Annotated in this window: 17 protein-coding genes; 4 read left to right on the plus strand and 13 right to left on the minus strand. The window is 36.8% G+C overall.

The genetic code is table 11. The features are described from left to right. Positions 1-103: 103 nt before the first annotated feature. From G7A72_RS09565 to G7A72_RS09620, 12 genes are all read right to left on the minus strand, one after another. Positions 104-2,413, minus strand: a complete 2,310-nt coding sequence (locus G7A72_RS09565) for a penicillin-binding protein 1A (RefSeq protein ID WP_165152300.1) — start codon at positions 2,411-2,413, stop codon at positions 104-106. Positions 2,414-2,422: 9 nt separating this feature from the next. Further along, entirely contained in the window at positions 2,423-2,902 is a 480-nt protein-coding gene (locus G7A72_RS09570) for a gliding motility lipoprotein GldH (RefSeq protein ID WP_165152301.1), read from the minus strand. Then, positions 2,886-4,184: a regulatory iron-sulfur-containing complex subunit RicT gene (locus tag G7A72_RS09575; RefSeq protein WP_165152302.1), complete on the minus strand. Its 1,299-nt coding sequence runs from the start codon at positions 4,182-4,184 to the stop codon at positions 2,886-2,888. The genes G7A72_RS09570 and G7A72_RS09575 overlap by 17 nt, the downstream gene beginning before the upstream one ends. 187 nt (positions 4,185-4,371) lie before the next feature. Next, complete coding sequence (locus G7A72_RS09580) at positions 4,372-4,602, minus strand: ferredoxin (RefSeq protein WP_091172284.1); 231 nt, start codon at positions 4,600-4,602, stop codon at positions 4,372-4,374. Further along, positions 4,602-5,843: a peptidase U32 family protein gene (locus tag G7A72_RS09585; RefSeq protein WP_165152303.1), complete on the minus strand. Its 1,242-nt coding sequence runs from the start codon at positions 5,841-5,843 to the stop codon at positions 4,602-4,604. Before G7A72_RS09585 ends, G7A72_RS09580 begins: the two co-directional genes overlap by 1 nt. Before the next feature lie 6 nt (positions 5,844-5,849). Then, the gene (locus G7A72_RS09590) at positions 5,850-7,217 is read right to left on the minus strand and encodes a rhodanese-related sulfurtransferase (protein WP_165152304.1); all 1,368 of its coding nucleotides are present in this window, start codon (positions 7,215-7,217) and stop codon (positions 5,850-5,852) included. Between the two features lie 140 nt (positions 7,218-7,357). Continuing rightward, positions 7,358-7,768 (minus strand): BrxA/BrxB family bacilliredoxin, encoded by a 411-nt coding sequence (locus G7A72_RS09595; protein ID WP_091172289.1) that lies wholly within the window; start codon positions 7,766-7,768, stop codon positions 7,358-7,360. A 101-nt stretch (positions 7,769-7,869) separates the two neighbouring features. Beyond that, on the minus strand, positions 7,870-9,036 hold the full coding sequence (locus G7A72_RS09600) for a lycopene cyclase family protein (RefSeq protein WP_241258501.1): 1,167 nt from the start codon (positions 9,034-9,036) through the stop codon (positions 7,870-7,872). Between the two features lie 21 nt (positions 9,037-9,057). Further along, on the minus strand, positions 9,058-9,525 hold the full coding sequence (locus G7A72_RS09605) for a thioredoxin fold domain-containing protein (protein ID WP_165152305.1): 468 nt from the start codon (positions 9,523-9,525) through the stop codon (positions 9,058-9,060). Beyond that, on the minus strand, positions 9,525-11,768 hold the full coding sequence (locus tag G7A72_RS09610) for a TonB-dependent receptor (RefSeq protein WP_165153725.1): 2,244 nt from the start codon (positions 11,766-11,768) through the stop codon (positions 9,525-9,527). Before G7A72_RS09610 ends, G7A72_RS09605 begins: the two co-directional genes overlap by 1 nt. Positions 11,769-11,950: 182 nt before the next feature. Next, the gene (locus G7A72_RS09615) at positions 11,951-13,192 is read right to left on the minus strand and encodes a GTP-binding protein (protein WP_165152306.1); all 1,242 of its coding nucleotides are present in this window, start codon (positions 13,190-13,192) and stop codon (positions 11,951-11,953) included. Further along, positions 13,192-13,542 carry a MerC family mercury resistance protein gene (locus tag G7A72_RS09620; protein ID WP_165152307.1) on the minus strand — a complete coding sequence of 117 codons (351 nt, stop codon included), beginning with the start codon at positions 13,540-13,542 and terminating at the stop codon, positions 13,192-13,194. The genes G7A72_RS09615 and G7A72_RS09620 overlap by 1 nt, the downstream gene beginning before the upstream one ends. An 89-nt stretch (positions 13,543-13,631) precedes the next feature. Between G7A72_RS09620 and G7A72_RS09625 the strand changes: the two genes are divergently transcribed. From G7A72_RS09625 to G7A72_RS09640, 4 genes are all read left to right on the plus strand, one after another. Next, positions 13,632-14,015, plus strand: a complete 384-nt coding sequence (locus G7A72_RS09625; protein WP_165152308.1) for a Fur family transcriptional regulator — start codon at positions 13,632-13,634, stop codon at positions 14,013-14,015. 138 nt (positions 14,016-14,153) lie between these two features. Further along, positions 14,154-14,801: a metal-dependent transcriptional regulator gene (locus G7A72_RS09630; protein WP_165152309.1), complete on the plus strand. Its 648-nt coding sequence runs from the start codon at positions 14,154-14,156 to the stop codon at positions 14,799-14,801. Between the two features lie 2 nt (positions 14,802-14,803). Continuing rightward, a complete protein-coding gene (locus tag G7A72_RS09635; RefSeq protein ID WP_091172296.1) occupies positions 14,804-15,622 on the plus strand; it encodes a ZIP family metal transporter in 819 nt (272 codons plus the stop codon). 47 nt (positions 15,623-15,669) lie between these two features. Then, positions 15,670-16,086, plus strand: a complete 417-nt coding sequence (locus G7A72_RS09640; RefSeq protein ID WP_165152310.1) for a hypothetical protein — start codon at positions 15,670-15,672, stop codon at positions 16,084-16,086. A gap of 2 nt (positions 16,087-16,088) precedes the next feature. Here the strand turns inward: G7A72_RS09640 and G7A72_RS09645 are convergent, their stop codons facing one another. After that, the gene (locus G7A72_RS09645) at positions 16,089-16,217 is read right to left on the minus strand and encodes a FeoB-associated Cys-rich membrane protein (RefSeq protein WP_121363983.1); all 129 of its coding nucleotides are present in this window, start codon (positions 16,215-16,217) and stop codon (positions 16,089-16,091) included. Between the last annotated feature and the right edge of the window lie 108 nt (positions 16,218-16,325).

The raw sequence follows: 16,325 nt of genomic DNA on the forward strand, positions 1-16,325 counted from the left end.
AACCAAAGCCCTAGCCCAGATAAAAGCGACATCTTTTCTGGTCCTGATTTTTTCAGGATCAGAAAGATATAGCGGTTAGCTGGATTAGCTCCAGATGAAAATTTTACAACTCAAACTCTTCGGTATCTTGCTCTACGGCTGTCGTGTCTATTACCTTTTTAGGAACGTAACAGTCTACTTTTATAGAAAGATTTGCGGGTCTTTCAAAGCCTTCCTTAGAAACTTTAAGGGCTGGATCAGCATAACACAATTTCATGAAATAACCCCAAACCGGTAATGCGGCTGTGGCTCCCTGACCATAAGTAATGCTTTTGAAACGAGCCGAACGATCCTCACAACCTACCCAAACTCCGGTTACCAGATTAGGAACCATTCCCATAAACCAACCATCAGACTGGTTTTGAGTAGTACCTGTTTTTCCCGCAATAGGATTTTTAAATGAATACGGATAACCGGTCCAGCGGTTGTCTCCGTTACCGCCGCCAGTGGTACGCAAACGGTCTCCAGAACCACCTTCGGTTACACCTTCCAGTAATTTGATGACTGCATAAGCAATGTCTTTATTTAAAACATCGTGCGATTCAGGTATTGGTTCGTAGATGATAACACCACTTTTATCTTCAATTTTAGATATAAATTGAGGTTTCATATAAACACCTTGATTAGCAAAAGTACTATAGGCTGCAACCATATCTTCAACGGTTATTTCTACAGCTCCCAACGCAATGGAAGGTTGGTTTACAATTTCGGATTTTACGCCTAATTTATGGGTTAAATCGATTACGGCTTCTGGACCCACTTTGTCAATTAATTTTGCGGATATTGTATTTATGGAATTCGCCAAACCTCTTTTCAAGGTAACCATTCCTCTGTATTTGTTGTCTGAATTTCTAGGTTCCCAATCTTCGGTAACATGATGGCGTCCTTTTCTGATTACAAATGGTCCGTCAATAATCGAGTCACATGGAGACATATTCAATTGCTCGATAGCAGTTGCGTAAACAAATGGTTTGAAAGTCGAACCTACTTGTCTGGCACCTTGTCCTACGTGATCGTACTGAAAATATTTGTAGTTAATACCACCAACCCAAGCTTTTATATTACCGGTTTGTGGTTCCATAGCCATTAAACCAGATTGTAAAAAGTGTTTGTAATACCGAATAGAATCCAACGGTGTCATGATGGTATCTTTTTCTCCTTTCCAAGAAAAGACGGTCATTTTTGCTTTTTCGCTGAACGATTTTATAATTTCTTCCTCGCTTTTATCCATTGATTTCATTACAGCCCATCGGTTAGATGATTTCATTGCCTGATTCAGAATGCGTTGTGTTTCTACAGAAGAAATATTGACAAAAGGAGCGTTTTTATTATCCTTAGATTGACTAAAAAACTCTTCTTGAAGGTTTGCCATGTGGGCAGTAACTGCTTCTTCAGCGTGCAATTGCATTCTGGAATCAATCGTGGTATAAATTTTTAGACCGTCTTTATAAATATCATAATCAGAACCGTCCGGTTTTTTATTTTCTTCAGCCCATTTTTTCATGTAATCACGTAGATATTCTCTGAAATACGTAGCCGTTCCGTCTTTATGTGTTTCTAATTTGAAATTTAATTTAATTGGTAAACTTTGCAATCTTTCTTTCTCTTCTTTTGAAATGATTTTCCCTTTTTCCATTTGCAAAAGCACGACGTTTCTACGGTTTTTTACACCTTGCGGGTTCCTGATAGGATTGTATAAACCGGAATTTTTAAACATTCCCACTAATATTGCCGATTCGCTGATAGTTAAATCCTTTGGTTCTTTTGAAAAATAAGTTTTTGCCGCTGAACTTACTCCAACAGAATTATTTCCAAAATCATATACGTTACAATACATGGCAATGATTTCATTTTTAGTGTATTGTCTTTCTAATCGAATGGCGATAATCCATTCTTTTATTTTTTGTACAATTCTAAAAGGCAGGAATTTAGACCCTTCACCATGGAATAATTGCTTGGCTAATTGCTGTGTCAACGTACTCGCTCCACCGCTTGTTCCTAAACTGGAAATAGCTCTTAAAGTTCCTCTGCCATCAATACCAGAATGCTCATAAAAACGAGCGTCTTCAGTAGCAATTAAAGCTTGAACTAAATTTTTTGGTAAATCGGAATACTTTAATTGAGATCTGTTTTTTTCAAAATACTTACCCAAAACTACTCCGTCAGCCGAAATAATTTCGGTAGCTAAATTAGAATCAGGATTTTCTAAGTCTTCAAAGGAAGGCATTGAGCCGAAGATTCCCCAGGAAGCAAATAAGAAAAACAAACCGATGCTTCCCAAGCCTATAAAGAAGATTTTCCAAAATTTCCTTTGATAATGTGCAACATCTTTGACAGTACCTTTTGCTTGATTATTATTTTTTTTGATAGCCATAATACTATTTTATTCTTTTTTTTCTATTCTAAAACCTACCTCTGTAATTCCATTTAAAGCTGTTACACCCGGAATTTTACCGTTTTCTCTAACCGCTTGTTTGATGTGGACTTTGTATTTTGATTTGAATCTTACATTTTCTTTGTAAAAGAGCTTGCTTTCTTTTAAATCTGAGAAACCATTTCCTAAAAGTGTTCCGTCCGTTTCGGCCATTTGGTATTCAAGGGTGTCCACTTTTGTAAAACCATTTGGTAATTCTAATGCCACAATTAAAAACAGATTATTGAATTGATAATTGTTATTGGCTCTCAAATTTACAAATAGATTGTATCGTTTTGTGGAATCTAATTCTGGTAAATTGAACGTTACAATACTGTCTTTGTGCCACGCACTACCAACTGATTTATATTCATCAAAAACCCTTTTTTTATCACATGAAATAAAAAGGGTTACAACCAAAAGCAGTAAAGCGCTATTTTTTATCCACATTTTTAGTAATAATTATAGGTTTTCTCGGCTCTGCAGGTTTTTTATCAGCAGGAGCTTGGCGGTTATTATTTGCAGGTTTGTTATTGTTATTGTTTGCAGGTTTATTGTTATTTGCTGGCTTATTATTATTAGCTACAATTATATTTTCTCCCGCAGTTTTGCGTTTTTTATTTGGTTTTTTCTTTGCTTTGGGTTGGTCAAAACGAGTCAGACTTTCCTGCCCCATAGCATTATTGAAGTTTTTTTCTGGCTCAACAATTAGCTCGATAGCATAATCTTCTAACGAAGAAACTTTATTTTTTAGTTTGTTTTCAGCAACAATTTCTTTGACCTGATCAATTTTCAATACATGCCAATTGGCGAAGTTATTGGTATAAGCAAACCACATTAAACCTTTAAAAATATCTTGTTTCTGGCAAATAGCATCTCCTTTTTCGGTAACTAATTTTGTTTCGAAATCAGGGAAATGTTTCAAAGCATCCATGTACGTATCCAACTCATAGTTCAAGCAGCATTTTAACTTTCCGCATTGTCCGGCCAGTTTTTGCGGGTTCAATGACAATTGCTGGTAACGTGCCGCAGAAGTATTTACACTTCTAAAATCCGTCAACCAAGTTGAACAACATAATTCTCTTCCGCAAGAACCAATTCCGCCTAAACGAGCTGCTTCCTGACGAAAACCTACTTGTTTCATCTCAATTCGAGTACTGAATTCTTTAGCAAAATCCTTAATTAAAGCTCTAAAGTCAATACGGTCATTGGCTGTGTAATAAAACGTAGCTTTTGATCCATCACCTTGAAATTCAATATCTGAAATTTTCATTTCTAGTTTTTGAGCAATCGCCAGTTCACGTGCGCGAACCTTCATCGGTTCTTCACGATCTCTTGCTGCGGACCAAATATCAATATCTTTTTGGGATGCTTTTCTATATATTTTCGGAATTTCATTGCTTGCAGGATTGGCTCCTTTTTTCTTCATTTGAATTTTAACTAATTCTCCTGTCAAAGTAACAATTCCAATATCATGACCCGGAGAAGCAACAGTAGCAACGATGTCGCCCATGCTTAACGTTAGTTTCTCGGTATTGCGGTAAAATTCTTTTCTTCCGTTTTTGAAACGTACTTCAACACAGTCAAAAGGGGCGTCGCCATTAGGCAAACTCATATTAGAAAGCCAATCGAAAACCGTTAATTTATTGCAGCTATCGGTGCCGCAAGTCCCATTATTTTTACAACCCTTAGGTGCGCCACCATCAGAAGTTGAACAACTTGTACATGCCATAATCTTATATGTAGTGTTGCGACGAGCACAACTTAAGTTCTTAAAACGTTTAATGTGTAAAGATAGTATTTTTTAATTTTATGGAACAACGCCTATTTATGTCAATAAATCATAAATTTTTAATAAAAAAACCCACTACAAATAAAATTGTAATGGGTTGAATATAAATCTATCTTTAATTAAAAGCTTAAGTTTCTTTCACCGAAATTATTTTCACCGGACAGGCTTTTGCTGCCAATTCGCAACTTTCAACAATGGTGTGGTCGTGTGATTTTAAAGTAAAAAAACCTTTGGCATTTTGCGAATGAATCAAAACTGATTTTCCGTCTTTCTTAGACATTTGAAATTGAACCGGCGCCATTTCAACGCAATAATTACAGCCAATACATTTGTCTCTTTGTAAAGTAACAATAACCATTAGGCTTCCACAATTTTATATAATTTGTCCGACATTCGGATTCTGAAAGGTAATTTTAAAGTACAATCATCGCCTTTGGTGGCTTTGTCAGCCGTAACATCATTGACAAACATTTCGTCGATAATCATTTCCTGCGCTCCGGTGCTTGGTCCTGTTACCAGAATTTTATCTCCAATTTTAATGTCGTACGCTTCAATTTTGAATTGACCAATGTTGGCTTTCGGGAAATAATGGGTTCCTTTCCCTACATAGACTTTTTTCTGTGTAGCCATCGATCCGGAAACATCACTCCATTCTCCCAATTCTTGTCCGAGATAATAACCGGACCAAAAACCGCGATTGTAAACGGTGTTTAACTCTTCCATCCAATCCACTACTTTTTCTTTAGAAAACGAATCTTCATAATAACTGTCAATCGCTTCCCGATACGTTTTGATTACGGTGGCGACATATTCAGGAGCGCGGCCACGGCCTTCAATTTTCAGCACCTGAATACCGGAATCAATGACTTGGTCCAGAAAATCTAAAGTGCATAAATCTTTTGGAGACATTAAATATTCGTTATCGACTTCGATTTCAAAACCGGTTTCCTGGTCAATTACCGTGTATTTTTTGCGGCAATTTTGTTTGCACGCACCACGATTAGCGGAGGAATTATTAGAATGTAAACTCAAATAGCATTTTCCTGAAACTGCCATACACAAAGCGCCATGACCAAAGATTTCAATCTCCACTAAGTTTCCGTTTGGACCTTTAATTTGTTCTTTTTCGATTTGAGCGGTGATGCTTTTTACTTGACGTAAACTCAATTCCCGACTTAAAACCATCGTGTCTGCAAATAAACTGTAGAATTTTATGGTTTCAATGTTGGTCACATTCAGTTGAGTCGAAATATGAATTTCCATCCCAATGCCTCTCGCCATAGCGATAACCGCTTGATCAGAAGCGATAACTGCAGTGATATTCGCTTCTTTGGCTTTGTTTAATAGTGTTTTTACGACGGATAAATCGTGGTCGTAAATTATAGTGTTCAAGGTTAAATAACTTCGAACATTTTTAGTTTCGCAACGTTTTGCTATTTCCGGCAAATCGTCCATGGTGAAATTCACGGTGGCTCTAGCGCGCATGTTCAATTGCTCAACGCCAAAGTAAATAGAATCCGCACCATTATCTAATCCGGCTTGAAGCGACTCAAAGTTCCCGGCGGGAGCCATAAGTTCTATTTTGTTATTCGATGTCATGATAAATTAGTCTAAAACTTTATATAATTTATCAGATAGTCGAATTCGGAACGGTAATTTGAATGTACAAGTATCTCCCGAAACTGCTTTTTCTTGTGCTAAATCGTTCACCAGCATTTGTTCGATTACTACTTTTTGTTCTCCGGTTGTGGAACCTTTGATTAGAATCGTATCGCCAATTTTGATTTCGTTTTCTTCAATTAGAAATTGACCAATACTTGGTTTTGGAAAAAAATGCGTTCCTTTTCCGATATAGACCTTCTTAACTTTTGGTTCTTTTTTAACGGAAGTCCCGACGCTTCGGGATGGTTTTTCAGCAACAAAAACGCCATGCGTTTCTTCGTTGTTTTTGAAAGTCAAAACATCTGATTTTCCTTTTTTGAAAATCTTATTTCCATTTTTAATTCCTCTGCGAATGGCTTTTTGCTCTTCTTCCGGCAAGTGAATCACGCTCACACATTCTGTTGAACAGCAACCTTCCATTTTTTCCTTGCATGAGTCACATTGGATAAAAAGCAAATGACAGCCTTCATTCACGCAATTCGTATGCACGTCACAAGGTTCCCCACATTGATGGCATTGCGAAACAATATCGTCTGTGATTCTTTCGCCCAAGCGGTGATCAAATACGAAGTTTTTTCCAATGAATTTACTTTCTAATCCTTCAGCTTTTACTTGGCGCGTGTATTCAATAATTCCGCCTTCCAGTTGGTATACGTTTTCAAAACCTTTGTGTTTGAAATAAGCGCTGGCTTTCTCACAACGGATTCCTCCGGTGCAATACATCAATAGTTTTTTGTCTTGTTTGTGTTCAGCAAGTTGTTCTTCTATGATTGGTAAACTTTCACGAAAAGTATCAACATCTGGTTTTATAGCTTTGGTAAAATGTCCAATTTCACTTTCGTAATGATTTCGCATATCGACCACAATCGTATTTGGATCTTCTAGAAGTTCATTGAATTCCTTGGCTTTTAAGTGAATTCCAATATTGGTCACATCAAAAGTTTCGTCAACCAAACCATCCGCCACAATCTTGTCGCGTACTTTTACCGTCAGTTTCAGGAACGAGTGATCGTCTTGTTCTACGGCTATATTCAATCGGATTCCTTTCATGAAATCATAGACTTCAATAGAATCTTTGAACGCATAGAAATTATCAGCAGGCAATGATAGCTGGGCGTTGATTCCCTCACTGGCTACATAAATTCGACCCAAAACTTCAAGTGAGTTCCACGCCAGAAATAATTCGTTACGAAATTGTGTTGGATTTGAGATTTGCGCATAAGCATAGAAAGACAGCGTAAGACGTTGTTTTCCGGCATCATCAATCATGATGGCTCTTTCCTCTGCGCTTAATGTGTTATACAGTTGCATGCTATAAACAGTTTTAAGTTGAGAAATATATTTTTTGCAAAAGTAAATAATTTAACCGCAAAGTTCGCTAAGTTCATAAATAAAAAACCCCCTCAAAGCTTTGCACTCTGAAAGGATTAAATTATGTTGCAATGTAAATTTTAGCAATACTCGTTGAAAGCGTCTTTCAAGTTCTCAGCAATTAATTCTGCTGGGCGACCTTCAATGTGGTGACGCTCTAACATGTGCACTAATTCTCCGTTTTTGAACAAAGCCATACTTGGCGATGATGGAGGAAAAGGGAACATGTGTTGTCTTGCAGCATCAACTGCATCTTTGTCAACTCCTGCAAAAACAGTAATTAAATGGTCTGGTTTTTTAGCGCCATCTAAACTCATTTTTGCTCCCGGACGCGCGTTTCTTGCAGCACAACCACAAACCGAATTTACAACTACAAGTGTTGTTCCTTCTAATTTCATTGCGTTTTCTACTGCTTCAGCACTATGTAAATCTTGAAAACCTGCAGCAGTTAATTCCGCTTGCATTGGTTTTACCATTTCTTCTGGATACATATCTTTTTATTTTAAATCAAAATTAATTTTATCCTGCAAAGTTACAAAGTTTACAATCAAGAATAGAAGTTCAATTATAAAGTTTTGTTATAGTTTGATTGTTATTTTATTGCTTTGGAAGCCACATGGGAAATAGCTTTTATAAATAGCATTTTTGGACATTTTAAAATCACTTGAATGTCTTCGTATAAAGTAGTTTCCTCGTCCAGAAATTTAAAAATCAAGGTTGGATTTCCTTTTTTGAACATCGAAGCAAAGATGTGGGAACCCAATTCGTTTTTTCGGTCTAAAATGTCTAACAAAAGTAAATCGTAAAACCAGAATTTTGTCTTTCTATGAAATTTCGTGAAGTCGGTTTCCCTTTGCAGAAAGGCGACTAATTCACTTGATTTTTTATCGGAATTTTTGAAAGTGTAACCCGTACTGGCTTTTGTCCAACCGCCTGAAGTTCCTATATTGAGTACGTTTTTAGTATTTGATTTCCAAAAAGGATAACACGTCATCGGGATGCTGCCTTGCTCTTTTTCGACGAGTTCATAAGTTGTAATGCCGAGTTTTTCGATATATTTCTTGATTTCGTTTTCGTATTCTTCCTTTTTTAAATGCTGGTGCGAAAACAAGGTGTATTCCAGTAAAGCTTCGGTTTTTGATGTGGGTAACACATACATAAAACGGGTGTTTCCTTTTTGTTCCACCGAAAAATCCATGAAAGTAGCTTGCTCCGAATTGAAAACAGGCTGTTCGCTTTTGATAAACCAACCAATAAAATGCTGTTGTAAAAGGGGGTATTTTGTCTGGCTTTCTGCTTTGTATTTGTTGTAAATGCTATTGAAAAGTTTGGAACAGGAAAAACTCTCTTTTTCAGTTTGTACCAGAATTATAGTTTCAGATTCTTCGATTTCTAAGACTTTTTCATTTATAAAAGTGATATTTTCTTGTTTTGAAAGCAAATCAAATACTTGGTTGTAAAAATCCAGTCCTTTGACCATATTGTAGTGATACGGTTGCAAGTCTAAATCCCTGCGAAAATCTTCATTGGCAAACAAAGCCGAATCCCATTTCTTGGAAATAGATTGTTCCCAAACCGAATCGGTTGTTTTCCAAAAACACCAGGTTCTGTCGTTGGTTTTTTTAGTGTTTTCATCCAATAACAAAATACTCTTGTCCTTAAATTTACCGGATTGTACCAATTTATATACGGTCATCAAAGTCGATAATCCAGCGCCGGTAAAAATATAATCGTAGTGTTTCATTTGGGAATTTGACATTTCCCCCAAAAATAGACAATTTTATTCTTTTAGTTTGGCTAAAATCAGCTTTAATTCTTTTGGGTTTAAGTAGCCGCTATACTGAAAAATAGTCTCGTTTTCACTGTTTAAAACACACAAAACGGGAAAATTCAGTTGCCTATTTACTGTACCTAAGGCGATGGCTAGTTCATGTGTTCCAGAAGTATTTCCCGTGGGTTTGAATTGAAAAGTGGTTTTGTTGAAAACTACCGTTCGTTTTTCTTCGGCATTGAAATTAACAAAATAAAAAGCAGTGTTAAGCTCCTGGATGATTTCCTCGTTTTTGAAAGTGGTGTTTTTCATCGCATGACAAAATTGACACCAATCGGTTTGAATGAAAATAATAGTTTTTCTCTTTTCGATACTTTGTAAACTGTCGATTTCTTCGAATGAAACCGAATGCAACTGTGCAAATCCAGCGTGAATTCCGCAGCACAAGAGCAATAGTATGGCAAGTTTGTTTTTCATTATCGCAACGTATATCGAAGTCCGAAAAAGCTTCTGATTCCTTGGTTGGGTCCATACACATAAGTCGTATCAAACGTTAATCCATACGGATTTTCAGGTGTTGCCAGCACTTGACCGTTCGCATCGTAGGTTACATTTTTATCAAAAGGATCATTGGTTCTTGCAATCAAAAATGGATTGTTTTGTTTAGGCAAAAAGTTCAAAAGGTTTTTAATTCCGGCATAGAATTCAAAGTTTTTCAAGCCAGAATACGTAAATTGAATGTTTTGCAAACTATACCAAGGCGATTCCGGAGCACGAGGATCCAAAGCGCTTAAAAGAGGCAATTGCATCGGGCTGTACACATTTCCGGTGTAATCTACATTTAAATCGATAGCTTGAATTTTATACGAAACACTCCAGGTTGCAGTAAATTTTTCGGTCAGAAAAGGAGTTGCTTTTCGGCCATTTTCAACGTTTTTATTGTCAAGCAAAGAGGCGCCTGTGATGATTTTTAATCCATTTGGAAAATTAAAATCGATATTCGTACTGATTCCTTGGCTTATGGCATAACCGTTGATGTTTTCATAAATAATTTGGTTGGGATTGGTATCATAATCCGAAACAATTTTATTGCTGAATCGGGTATGAAAAAAGGAAGTTTCAATGCCGATAAAGGTTCCGTTATCGAAATTTATTTTCTTGATATAATTCAAATTGGCATTTATGGATTGTTCCGGTTTCAGGTTATTGGCGATTACAATTTCACGGGCACCGGTTAAAGCAGCATGATCTTCCGTAAATAAATTTACCACTCTAAAACCCGTTCCGGCATTCAAACGAATGATGTTATTGTCATTCAATTTCCATTTGTAGGCGATTCTTGGAGTCAAGATGCTTCCGTGAAACGAGTTGTAATCGTAACGCATTCCCAGTAATAGCTTGTGTTTTTCAGTAAAAGTGATTTCGTCTTGAACAAAAATTCCCGGTAACCACGTTTTTTCCGGGTTGTTATTTCCCAGTTTTGAAGTTGCTGGCGTATTGTCATCGTAATAATTATAACGGGTGGCAATTCCGGTAAGTAAATCATGGTTTTCTATTTTTTTGTCCCAAGTGAATTGTAGAAAACCAATTTTTTGATTCGCAATATAACTCGTCGTGCCGTATCGGCTGTCTTGAAAATGTACATTTCCTGAAAAGGAAAGCATCAGTTTTTCCTGAAATGGCAATTGGTAACTTCCAATCAATTCCGCTCGTTTGGTATAAATGCTTTCGCCATAGATTTCGTCACCGCCACGGTGTTTTTTTTCCCAACGCACATCGCCACCAAAACGGTCTTCATAAACGCCCCGCGCCGCAATGGTAAACAATCGATTTTCTTTTCTGTCGAAAGTCCATTTTTGAAAAAGCGAAATTCGATCCGAAAGTGAAACATCTGTAAAACCGTCATTATCGTTGTCAATTTTTTGATTGTATCTGAAATAATTTAAACCTAAAAGTGCCGTGGCTTTCTTGCCAACATTGAGTTTCACTCCTAAATCAACATTGGTTTCTAGCCAAGAAGTAGCAAACACATCGGCGGAAAATAGGGGTGCGTTTGTTGGATTTTTAGTAATGATATTGATCAAACCGCCCACGGCTTCACTGCCGTATAAAGAGGAAGCGGGACCTTTTACAATTTCTATTCGTTCCACCAGTGAATTTGGAATTCCAGATAATCCGTACACTGTAGATAAACTGCTCACGATTGGCATTCCGTCAATTAGAACCAAAGTATACGGACCTTCAAGCCCATTAATATGAATGTCGCCCGTATTGCAAACGCCGCAATTAAGTTGTGGTCTTACGCCATTTACATTTTGTAAGGCTTCATAAATACTGGCCGTTGGGTTTTTCTTGAAGAATATTGGAGAATAAACTTCTACTGGAACAGCGCTTTCTAATCTTTTCACCGCTTTCAGTGTTCCCGAAACCACGACTTCGTTAAGTTGGTTTTCGGTATTTGAAAGTTCAAAATCCAGAATATTGTTTTCATTACTTTTGACGGTTATGTTCTTTTTTAAAGTTTGAAAACCTTCTGCAACAATTTGTATTTTATAATTTCCCTCAGCAATATTCTCGATGCTGTATTTTCCTAAACTATCTGTTTGGGTGGCGTATTTTGTTCCAATTAAAGATACAAGAGCCTTCGAAACTCCTTTTTTTTCTGATGAAACAAATCCCGAAAGACTCGTTTTTTCTTGGCTGTAGCCAAAGTTAAACATCAAAATAATAGATATATAATATAACTTTTTCACGGTTCTTAAATTAAATTTAGACAAAGCTAAAAATTTTATTTGATTAACTTTAAAATAATTTTAATTTATGAATAAAAAAAACGGTTCATCATTACAATGAACCGCTTGATTACCCAATAATTAACCAAAACGATCAGGATTTATAACTATTATATTTCATTTAAAACGGCTATTTCTTTCTCGTTTTGATATGCTCTAGCAATAGGAAACACATCTTTGCTGGAGAAAAAACCATCTTGCAAATCCATAATTTCATCGGCGGTGCAAAGGCAATTTTCTAGTTGTTTCCGAATCAAATTTCCCTCCATTTGCAGGCCTATGAATACGATTTCGTTTAAGCGGTCCCCAAAATTAGCTGTCCATCTTTCTTCAATAATGTCTTGGTTTTCGACAAAATTGCTAAAAGTCATGCGTTCTCCCAGCGACATGCTGGCCCACCATACACCTGCGCCTTCAGCCTTCATAGATCCTCCAGCCTGACTCCAGTTGATGGCTTGCTCGGGTCTGGAAGCAATCCAGCAAAGTCCTTTACTTCTGATGATGTTTTGGGGAAAATCCTTTGTCAGGAATTGCCAAAAACGTTGTGGGTGCAATGGGCGTTCGTCTCGAAAAACAAAAGATGAAATTCCATATTCTTCGGTTTCAGGCGTATGAATTCCTTCGAGTTCCTGCATCCATCCGGCTGATGATTCGGCTTCTTCGTAGTTGAATAATCCCGTGTTTAAAATGGCGCTTGGTGGTACTTTTCCTAGAACGGAAGTGATTAGTGTTGCAACAGGATTTAATTTTTGAATGGATGCTTTCAGGGTTTCCAATTCTTTTTGTGTAACCAAATCAGTTTTGTTTAGTATTATAACATTGGCAAATTCCACTTGATCGACCAGAAGGTTCACAATTGTCCGATTATCGTTTTCAATATCGGATGCTTTTCGGTCTTGAAGGGTTTGGGCTGAGCCAAAATCTTTAAAGAAATTAAAGGCATCAACCACGGTGACCATCGTATCAATAAAACTAAATTGGGATAAATCAATGTTTTCTTCTTCATTTACAAATGAAAACGTTTGTGCTACAGGAATGGGTTCGCTGATTCCGGAGCTTTCAATCAGCAGATAATCAAAACGGTTTTCTTTGGCTAATTTCTCGACTTCCACCATTAAATCTTCCCGCAACGTACAACAAATACAGCCATTACTCATTTCGACTAATCGCTCTTCTGTGCGAGACAATGTGTTTTCTGCTTTTACTAAATTGGCATCAATGTTAACCTCGCTCATATCATTTACGATTACAGCTACTTTCAAACCTTCTTTATTGTGTAGGATATGATTGAGCAAAGTAGTTTTTCCGGCTCCTAGAAAACCTGATAAAACGGTTACTGGTAATTTTTTCATTAGTGCGTATTTTTATGATTGCTGTAGTTTATCAAATGCCCGAGGATCATTCCTATGCCACCGACAATTAATAAATTAGTATGATAATCCAAAAAAATATCAATAAACACACTCAGAAATATTAGTGTGATTGAAGTTAAAAGCAATAGTGCAACGATTAAACTTGCTTTCTTTATGATGTTTAAAACTGCCCATAATCCAACAGTAGCAAAAGCTAAATCAATATACGGATTGTGAGACAATCCTAAAGGAAGTATTGTTAGTAAAGGGAAAATTAAACAATGGAGCAGGCATAATCCGGCACTCGAAATCCCCAAAATATCCATTTTTAATGATGTAGTTTTCTTCATTTTCTTTTATATTTGCTTAATGCAATTGTGTTGCAAATATAGAAATATAATTTATAACGCAACAATGTTGCGTTTAATTTTATTTGATTATGAAAACAACTCGAAATACAACCGCCAAAACGACCATTTTAGAAATTATAAGAAATTCTGAAGTCGCTTTATCGCATACTGAAATTCAGGCGTTAAGCAACAATATTTGTGACCGAGTTACGATTTACAGGGTTTTGGACCGCTTGGTAACCGAAGATGTTATTCATAAAATTGTAAATTTAGACGGAACCATCAAGTATGCGAGTTGCCATCACCTTCATGATACTGCTGCGCATTCCCACAATCACATTCATTTTAGTTGTGAGAAGTGCCACTTGGTAACTTGCCTGGAAAATGTGGAGCCTAGCTTTAAACTACCGCTGAACTATTTGGTAAAAGAAGTCAATTTTACGCTGTCTGGTGTGTGTCCGAACTGTTTATAGTTTGCTAATTTATTTTAGACTTGGCTAAAAATATATTTTTGGTATTCTTTTTTGTTTATATTTGTTGTTGTAATTGGTTTCCAATCACTCTTTTCTGCATGATATGTTATGTGGAAAAAATATTCAAAAAAACAAAACATGACCTTTTCAGAAGAAAATTATCTCAAGACCATTTACCACCTTACTTCCGTTTCGGATGCAGATATTAGCACTAATGCTATTGCTGAAAAAATGGAAACTAAAGCATCATCCGTTACCGATATGCTCAAAAAACTCTCCGAAAAAGACTTTGTGAACTACGTAAAATACCAAGGCGTTTCCCTTACTGACAAAGGAAAATTAGCGGCGAAGATGATTGTTAGAAAACACCGACTTTGGGAATGTTTTCTGGTAGAGAAACTAGATTTTTCTTGGGATGAGGTACACGATATCGCCGAGCAATTGGAACACATCAAATCCGAAAAACTGATCAATAAATTGGATGATTTTTTGGGAAATCCTACCGAAGATCCGCATGGCGATCCCATTCCTGATGCTAATGGACGCATAATAAAAGTAGAAAAGCAACTGCTTTCTGAATTCGAAAAAAACAAAATCGGGATTTGTGTGGGTGTTAAAGATACTTCTTCTGATTTTTTAAAATATTTAGACAAACAGGAAATTGCTTTGGGTTCCCAAATTGAAATTATCGAAAAGGAAAATTTTGATTCCTCTTTCCGAATTCGGGTTGGAACCAAAGAAATAACCATTTCAAATAAAATAGCCAGTAATTTATATATCAAATAATTATGTTTCAATCTATAGTAGATTATTTCACGAGTATCGACCCAATATTAGCCGCTTTGTATGCGAGTTTGTTCACTTGGTTCCTAACGGCTTTAGGGGCTTCGTTTGTTTTTATGTTTAAAACCATGAATCGGACGGTTCTTGACGGAATGCTCGGGTTTACGGGAGGTGTTATGGTTGCGGCCAGTTTTTGGAGTTTATTGGCTCCTGCCATTGAAATGACGGGCGGGGAAGGATTTGCGAAAGTTATTCCTGCAGCTTTTGGTTTTTTCCTTGGTGCGCTGTTTATTTTTGGAATTGATAAAGTGTTGCCGCATTTGCACATCAATTTTAAAGTTACCGAAGGAATCAAATCGCCTTGGCAACGCACCACATTACTGGTTTCGGCAATTACACTACACAATATTCCGGAAGGATTGGCGGTTGGAGTTCTGTTTGGTGGTGTTGCTGCTGGTATTCCGGAAGCTTCCATCGCGGGCGCTGTTACGTTAGCAATTGGTATTGGAATTCAGAATTTTCCGGAAGGAATCGCTGTTGCCATGCCGTTGCGCAGAATGGGAATGAGCCGATGGAAAAGTTTTATGTACGGACAATCTTCTGCATTAGTTGAGCCGGTTGCCGCTGTTTTAGGTGCTTTTGCAGTCACATTTTTCACTCCAATTTTGCCGTACGCTTTAGCTTTTGCCGCAGGCGCGATGATTTTTGTGGTGGTCGAAGAAGTAATTCCGGAAACACAACAGGATAAAAATACGGATATTGCCACGCTTGGATTCGTTGGAGGATTTATTGTGATGATGGTCTTGGATGTGGCTTTAAGTTAGGAACTTAGTGTTTTTAAAAGAATATAGTAATCTTGTAAACATAATGTATGAAAAAGTCAATTCTATTCCTTTTTATGATGATCAGCAGTGTAGCTTTGGCGCAAAGCCCAGAATCACAAAAAGTTAAATACACAACTATAAAGCAGAAAGTCTGTCCCAATCAAAAAGGATTTCAGTTGGTTTTAAAAGCAATTGTTTCTGATTCTCGTTGCCCTGAAGGTGTGACTTGTATTTGGGCGGGAGAAGCTAGTGCTGTTGTTTCGGTGTACAAAGATTCAAAATGGATTGAAGATACGACTTTAGTGTTTTCGCTGAAAAACGAAAAAGACAATAAAAAGTGGTTCTCTAAATATCTGCCAGAAAAACAAAAGAAGATAAAAAGCATTGGTGTGGTGCCGTATCCAAAAGAAGGAAGCAAGATTGATTCGGAAGAGTATTATCTGAAAATTGGTTATCTAAAGTAATTTTAGCTACAACCACAATCACCGCTGCCACAGTCTTTATCGGATTTTTTCTTTTTGAAAAAGAATTTTTTAATCAAAAAAGCCAGTGCTATTCCGAGTGCTAAAAAAGCTAAAATTTCTTGAATATCCATATTGTAAATATAAGAAAAAGCAACCCGTAAAGGTTGCTTTTTTGCGTTAAACTAAAGACAAAGTTTTTACAACTGCGCCATGATTCCAAAGTAAATCTCAAAGTTTTA

This window comes from Flavobacterium sp. Sr18 (assembly GCF_011064265.1).
Lineage (GTDB): Bacteria > Bacteroidota > Bacteroidia > Flavobacteriales > Flavobacteriaceae > Flavobacterium > Flavobacterium petrolei.

Coding starts and splice junctions, on each gene's coding strand:
- G7A72_RS09635 (WP_091172296.1), top strand. CDS start 14,804: ATGTTTCAATCTATAGTAGATTATTTCACGAGTATCGACCCAATATTA.
- G7A72_RS09590 (WP_165152304.1), bottom strand. CDS start 7,217: ATGCAACTGTATAACACATTAAGCGCAGAGGAAAGAGCCATCATGATT.
- G7A72_RS09625 (WP_165152308.1), top strand. CDS start 13,632: ATGAAAACAACTCGAAATACAACCGCCAAAACGACCATTTTAGAAATT.
- G7A72_RS09580 (WP_091172284.1), bottom strand. CDS start 4,602: ATGGTTATTGTTACTTTACAAAGAGACAAATGTATTGGCTGTAATTAT.
- G7A72_RS09640 (WP_165152310.1), top strand. CDS start 15,670: ATGAAAAAGTCAATTCTATTCCTTTTTATGATGATCAGCAGTGTAGCT.
- G7A72_RS09585 (WP_165152303.1), bottom strand. CDS start 5,843: ATGACATCGAATAACAAAATAGAACTTATGGCTCCCGCCGGGAACTTT.
- G7A72_RS09600 (WP_241258501.1), bottom strand. CDS start 9,036: ATGTCAAATTCCCAAATGAAACACTACGATTATATTTTTACCGGCGCT.
- G7A72_RS09630 (WP_165152309.1), top strand. CDS start 14,154: ATGACCTTTTCAGAAGAAAATTATCTCAAGACCATTTACCACCTTACT.
- G7A72_RS09605 (WP_165152305.1), bottom strand. CDS start 9,525: ATGAAAAACAAACTTGCCATACTATTGCTCTTGTGCTGCGGAATTCAC.
- G7A72_RS09565 (WP_165152300.1), bottom strand. CDS start 2,413: ATGGCTATCAAAAAAAATAATAATCAAGCAAAAGGTACTGTCAAAGAT.
- G7A72_RS09575 (WP_165152302.1), bottom strand. CDS start 4,184: ATGGCATGTACAAGTTGTTCAACTTCTGATGGTGGCGCACCTAAGGGT.
- G7A72_RS09620 (WP_165152307.1), bottom strand. CDS start 13,542: ATGAAGAAAACTACATCATTAAAAATGGATATTTTGGGGATTTCGAGT.
- G7A72_RS09595 (WP_091172289.1), bottom strand. CDS start 7,768: ATGTATCCAGAAGAAATGGTAAAACCAATGCAAGCGGAATTAACTGCT.
- G7A72_RS09615 (WP_165152306.1), bottom strand. CDS start 13,192: ATGAAAAAATTACCAGTAACCGTTTTATCAGGTTTTCTAGGAGCCGGA.
- G7A72_RS09610 (WP_165153725.1), bottom strand. CDS start 11,768: ATGTTTAACTTTGGCTACAGCCAAGAAAAAACGAGTCTTTCGGGATTT.
- G7A72_RS09645 (WP_121363983.1), bottom strand. CDS start 16,217: ATGGATATTCAAGAAATTTTAGCTTTTTTAGCACTCGGAATAGCACTG.
- G7A72_RS09570 (WP_165152301.1), bottom strand. CDS start 2,902: ATGTGGATAAAAAATAGCGCTTTACTGCTTTTGGTTGTAACCCTTTTT.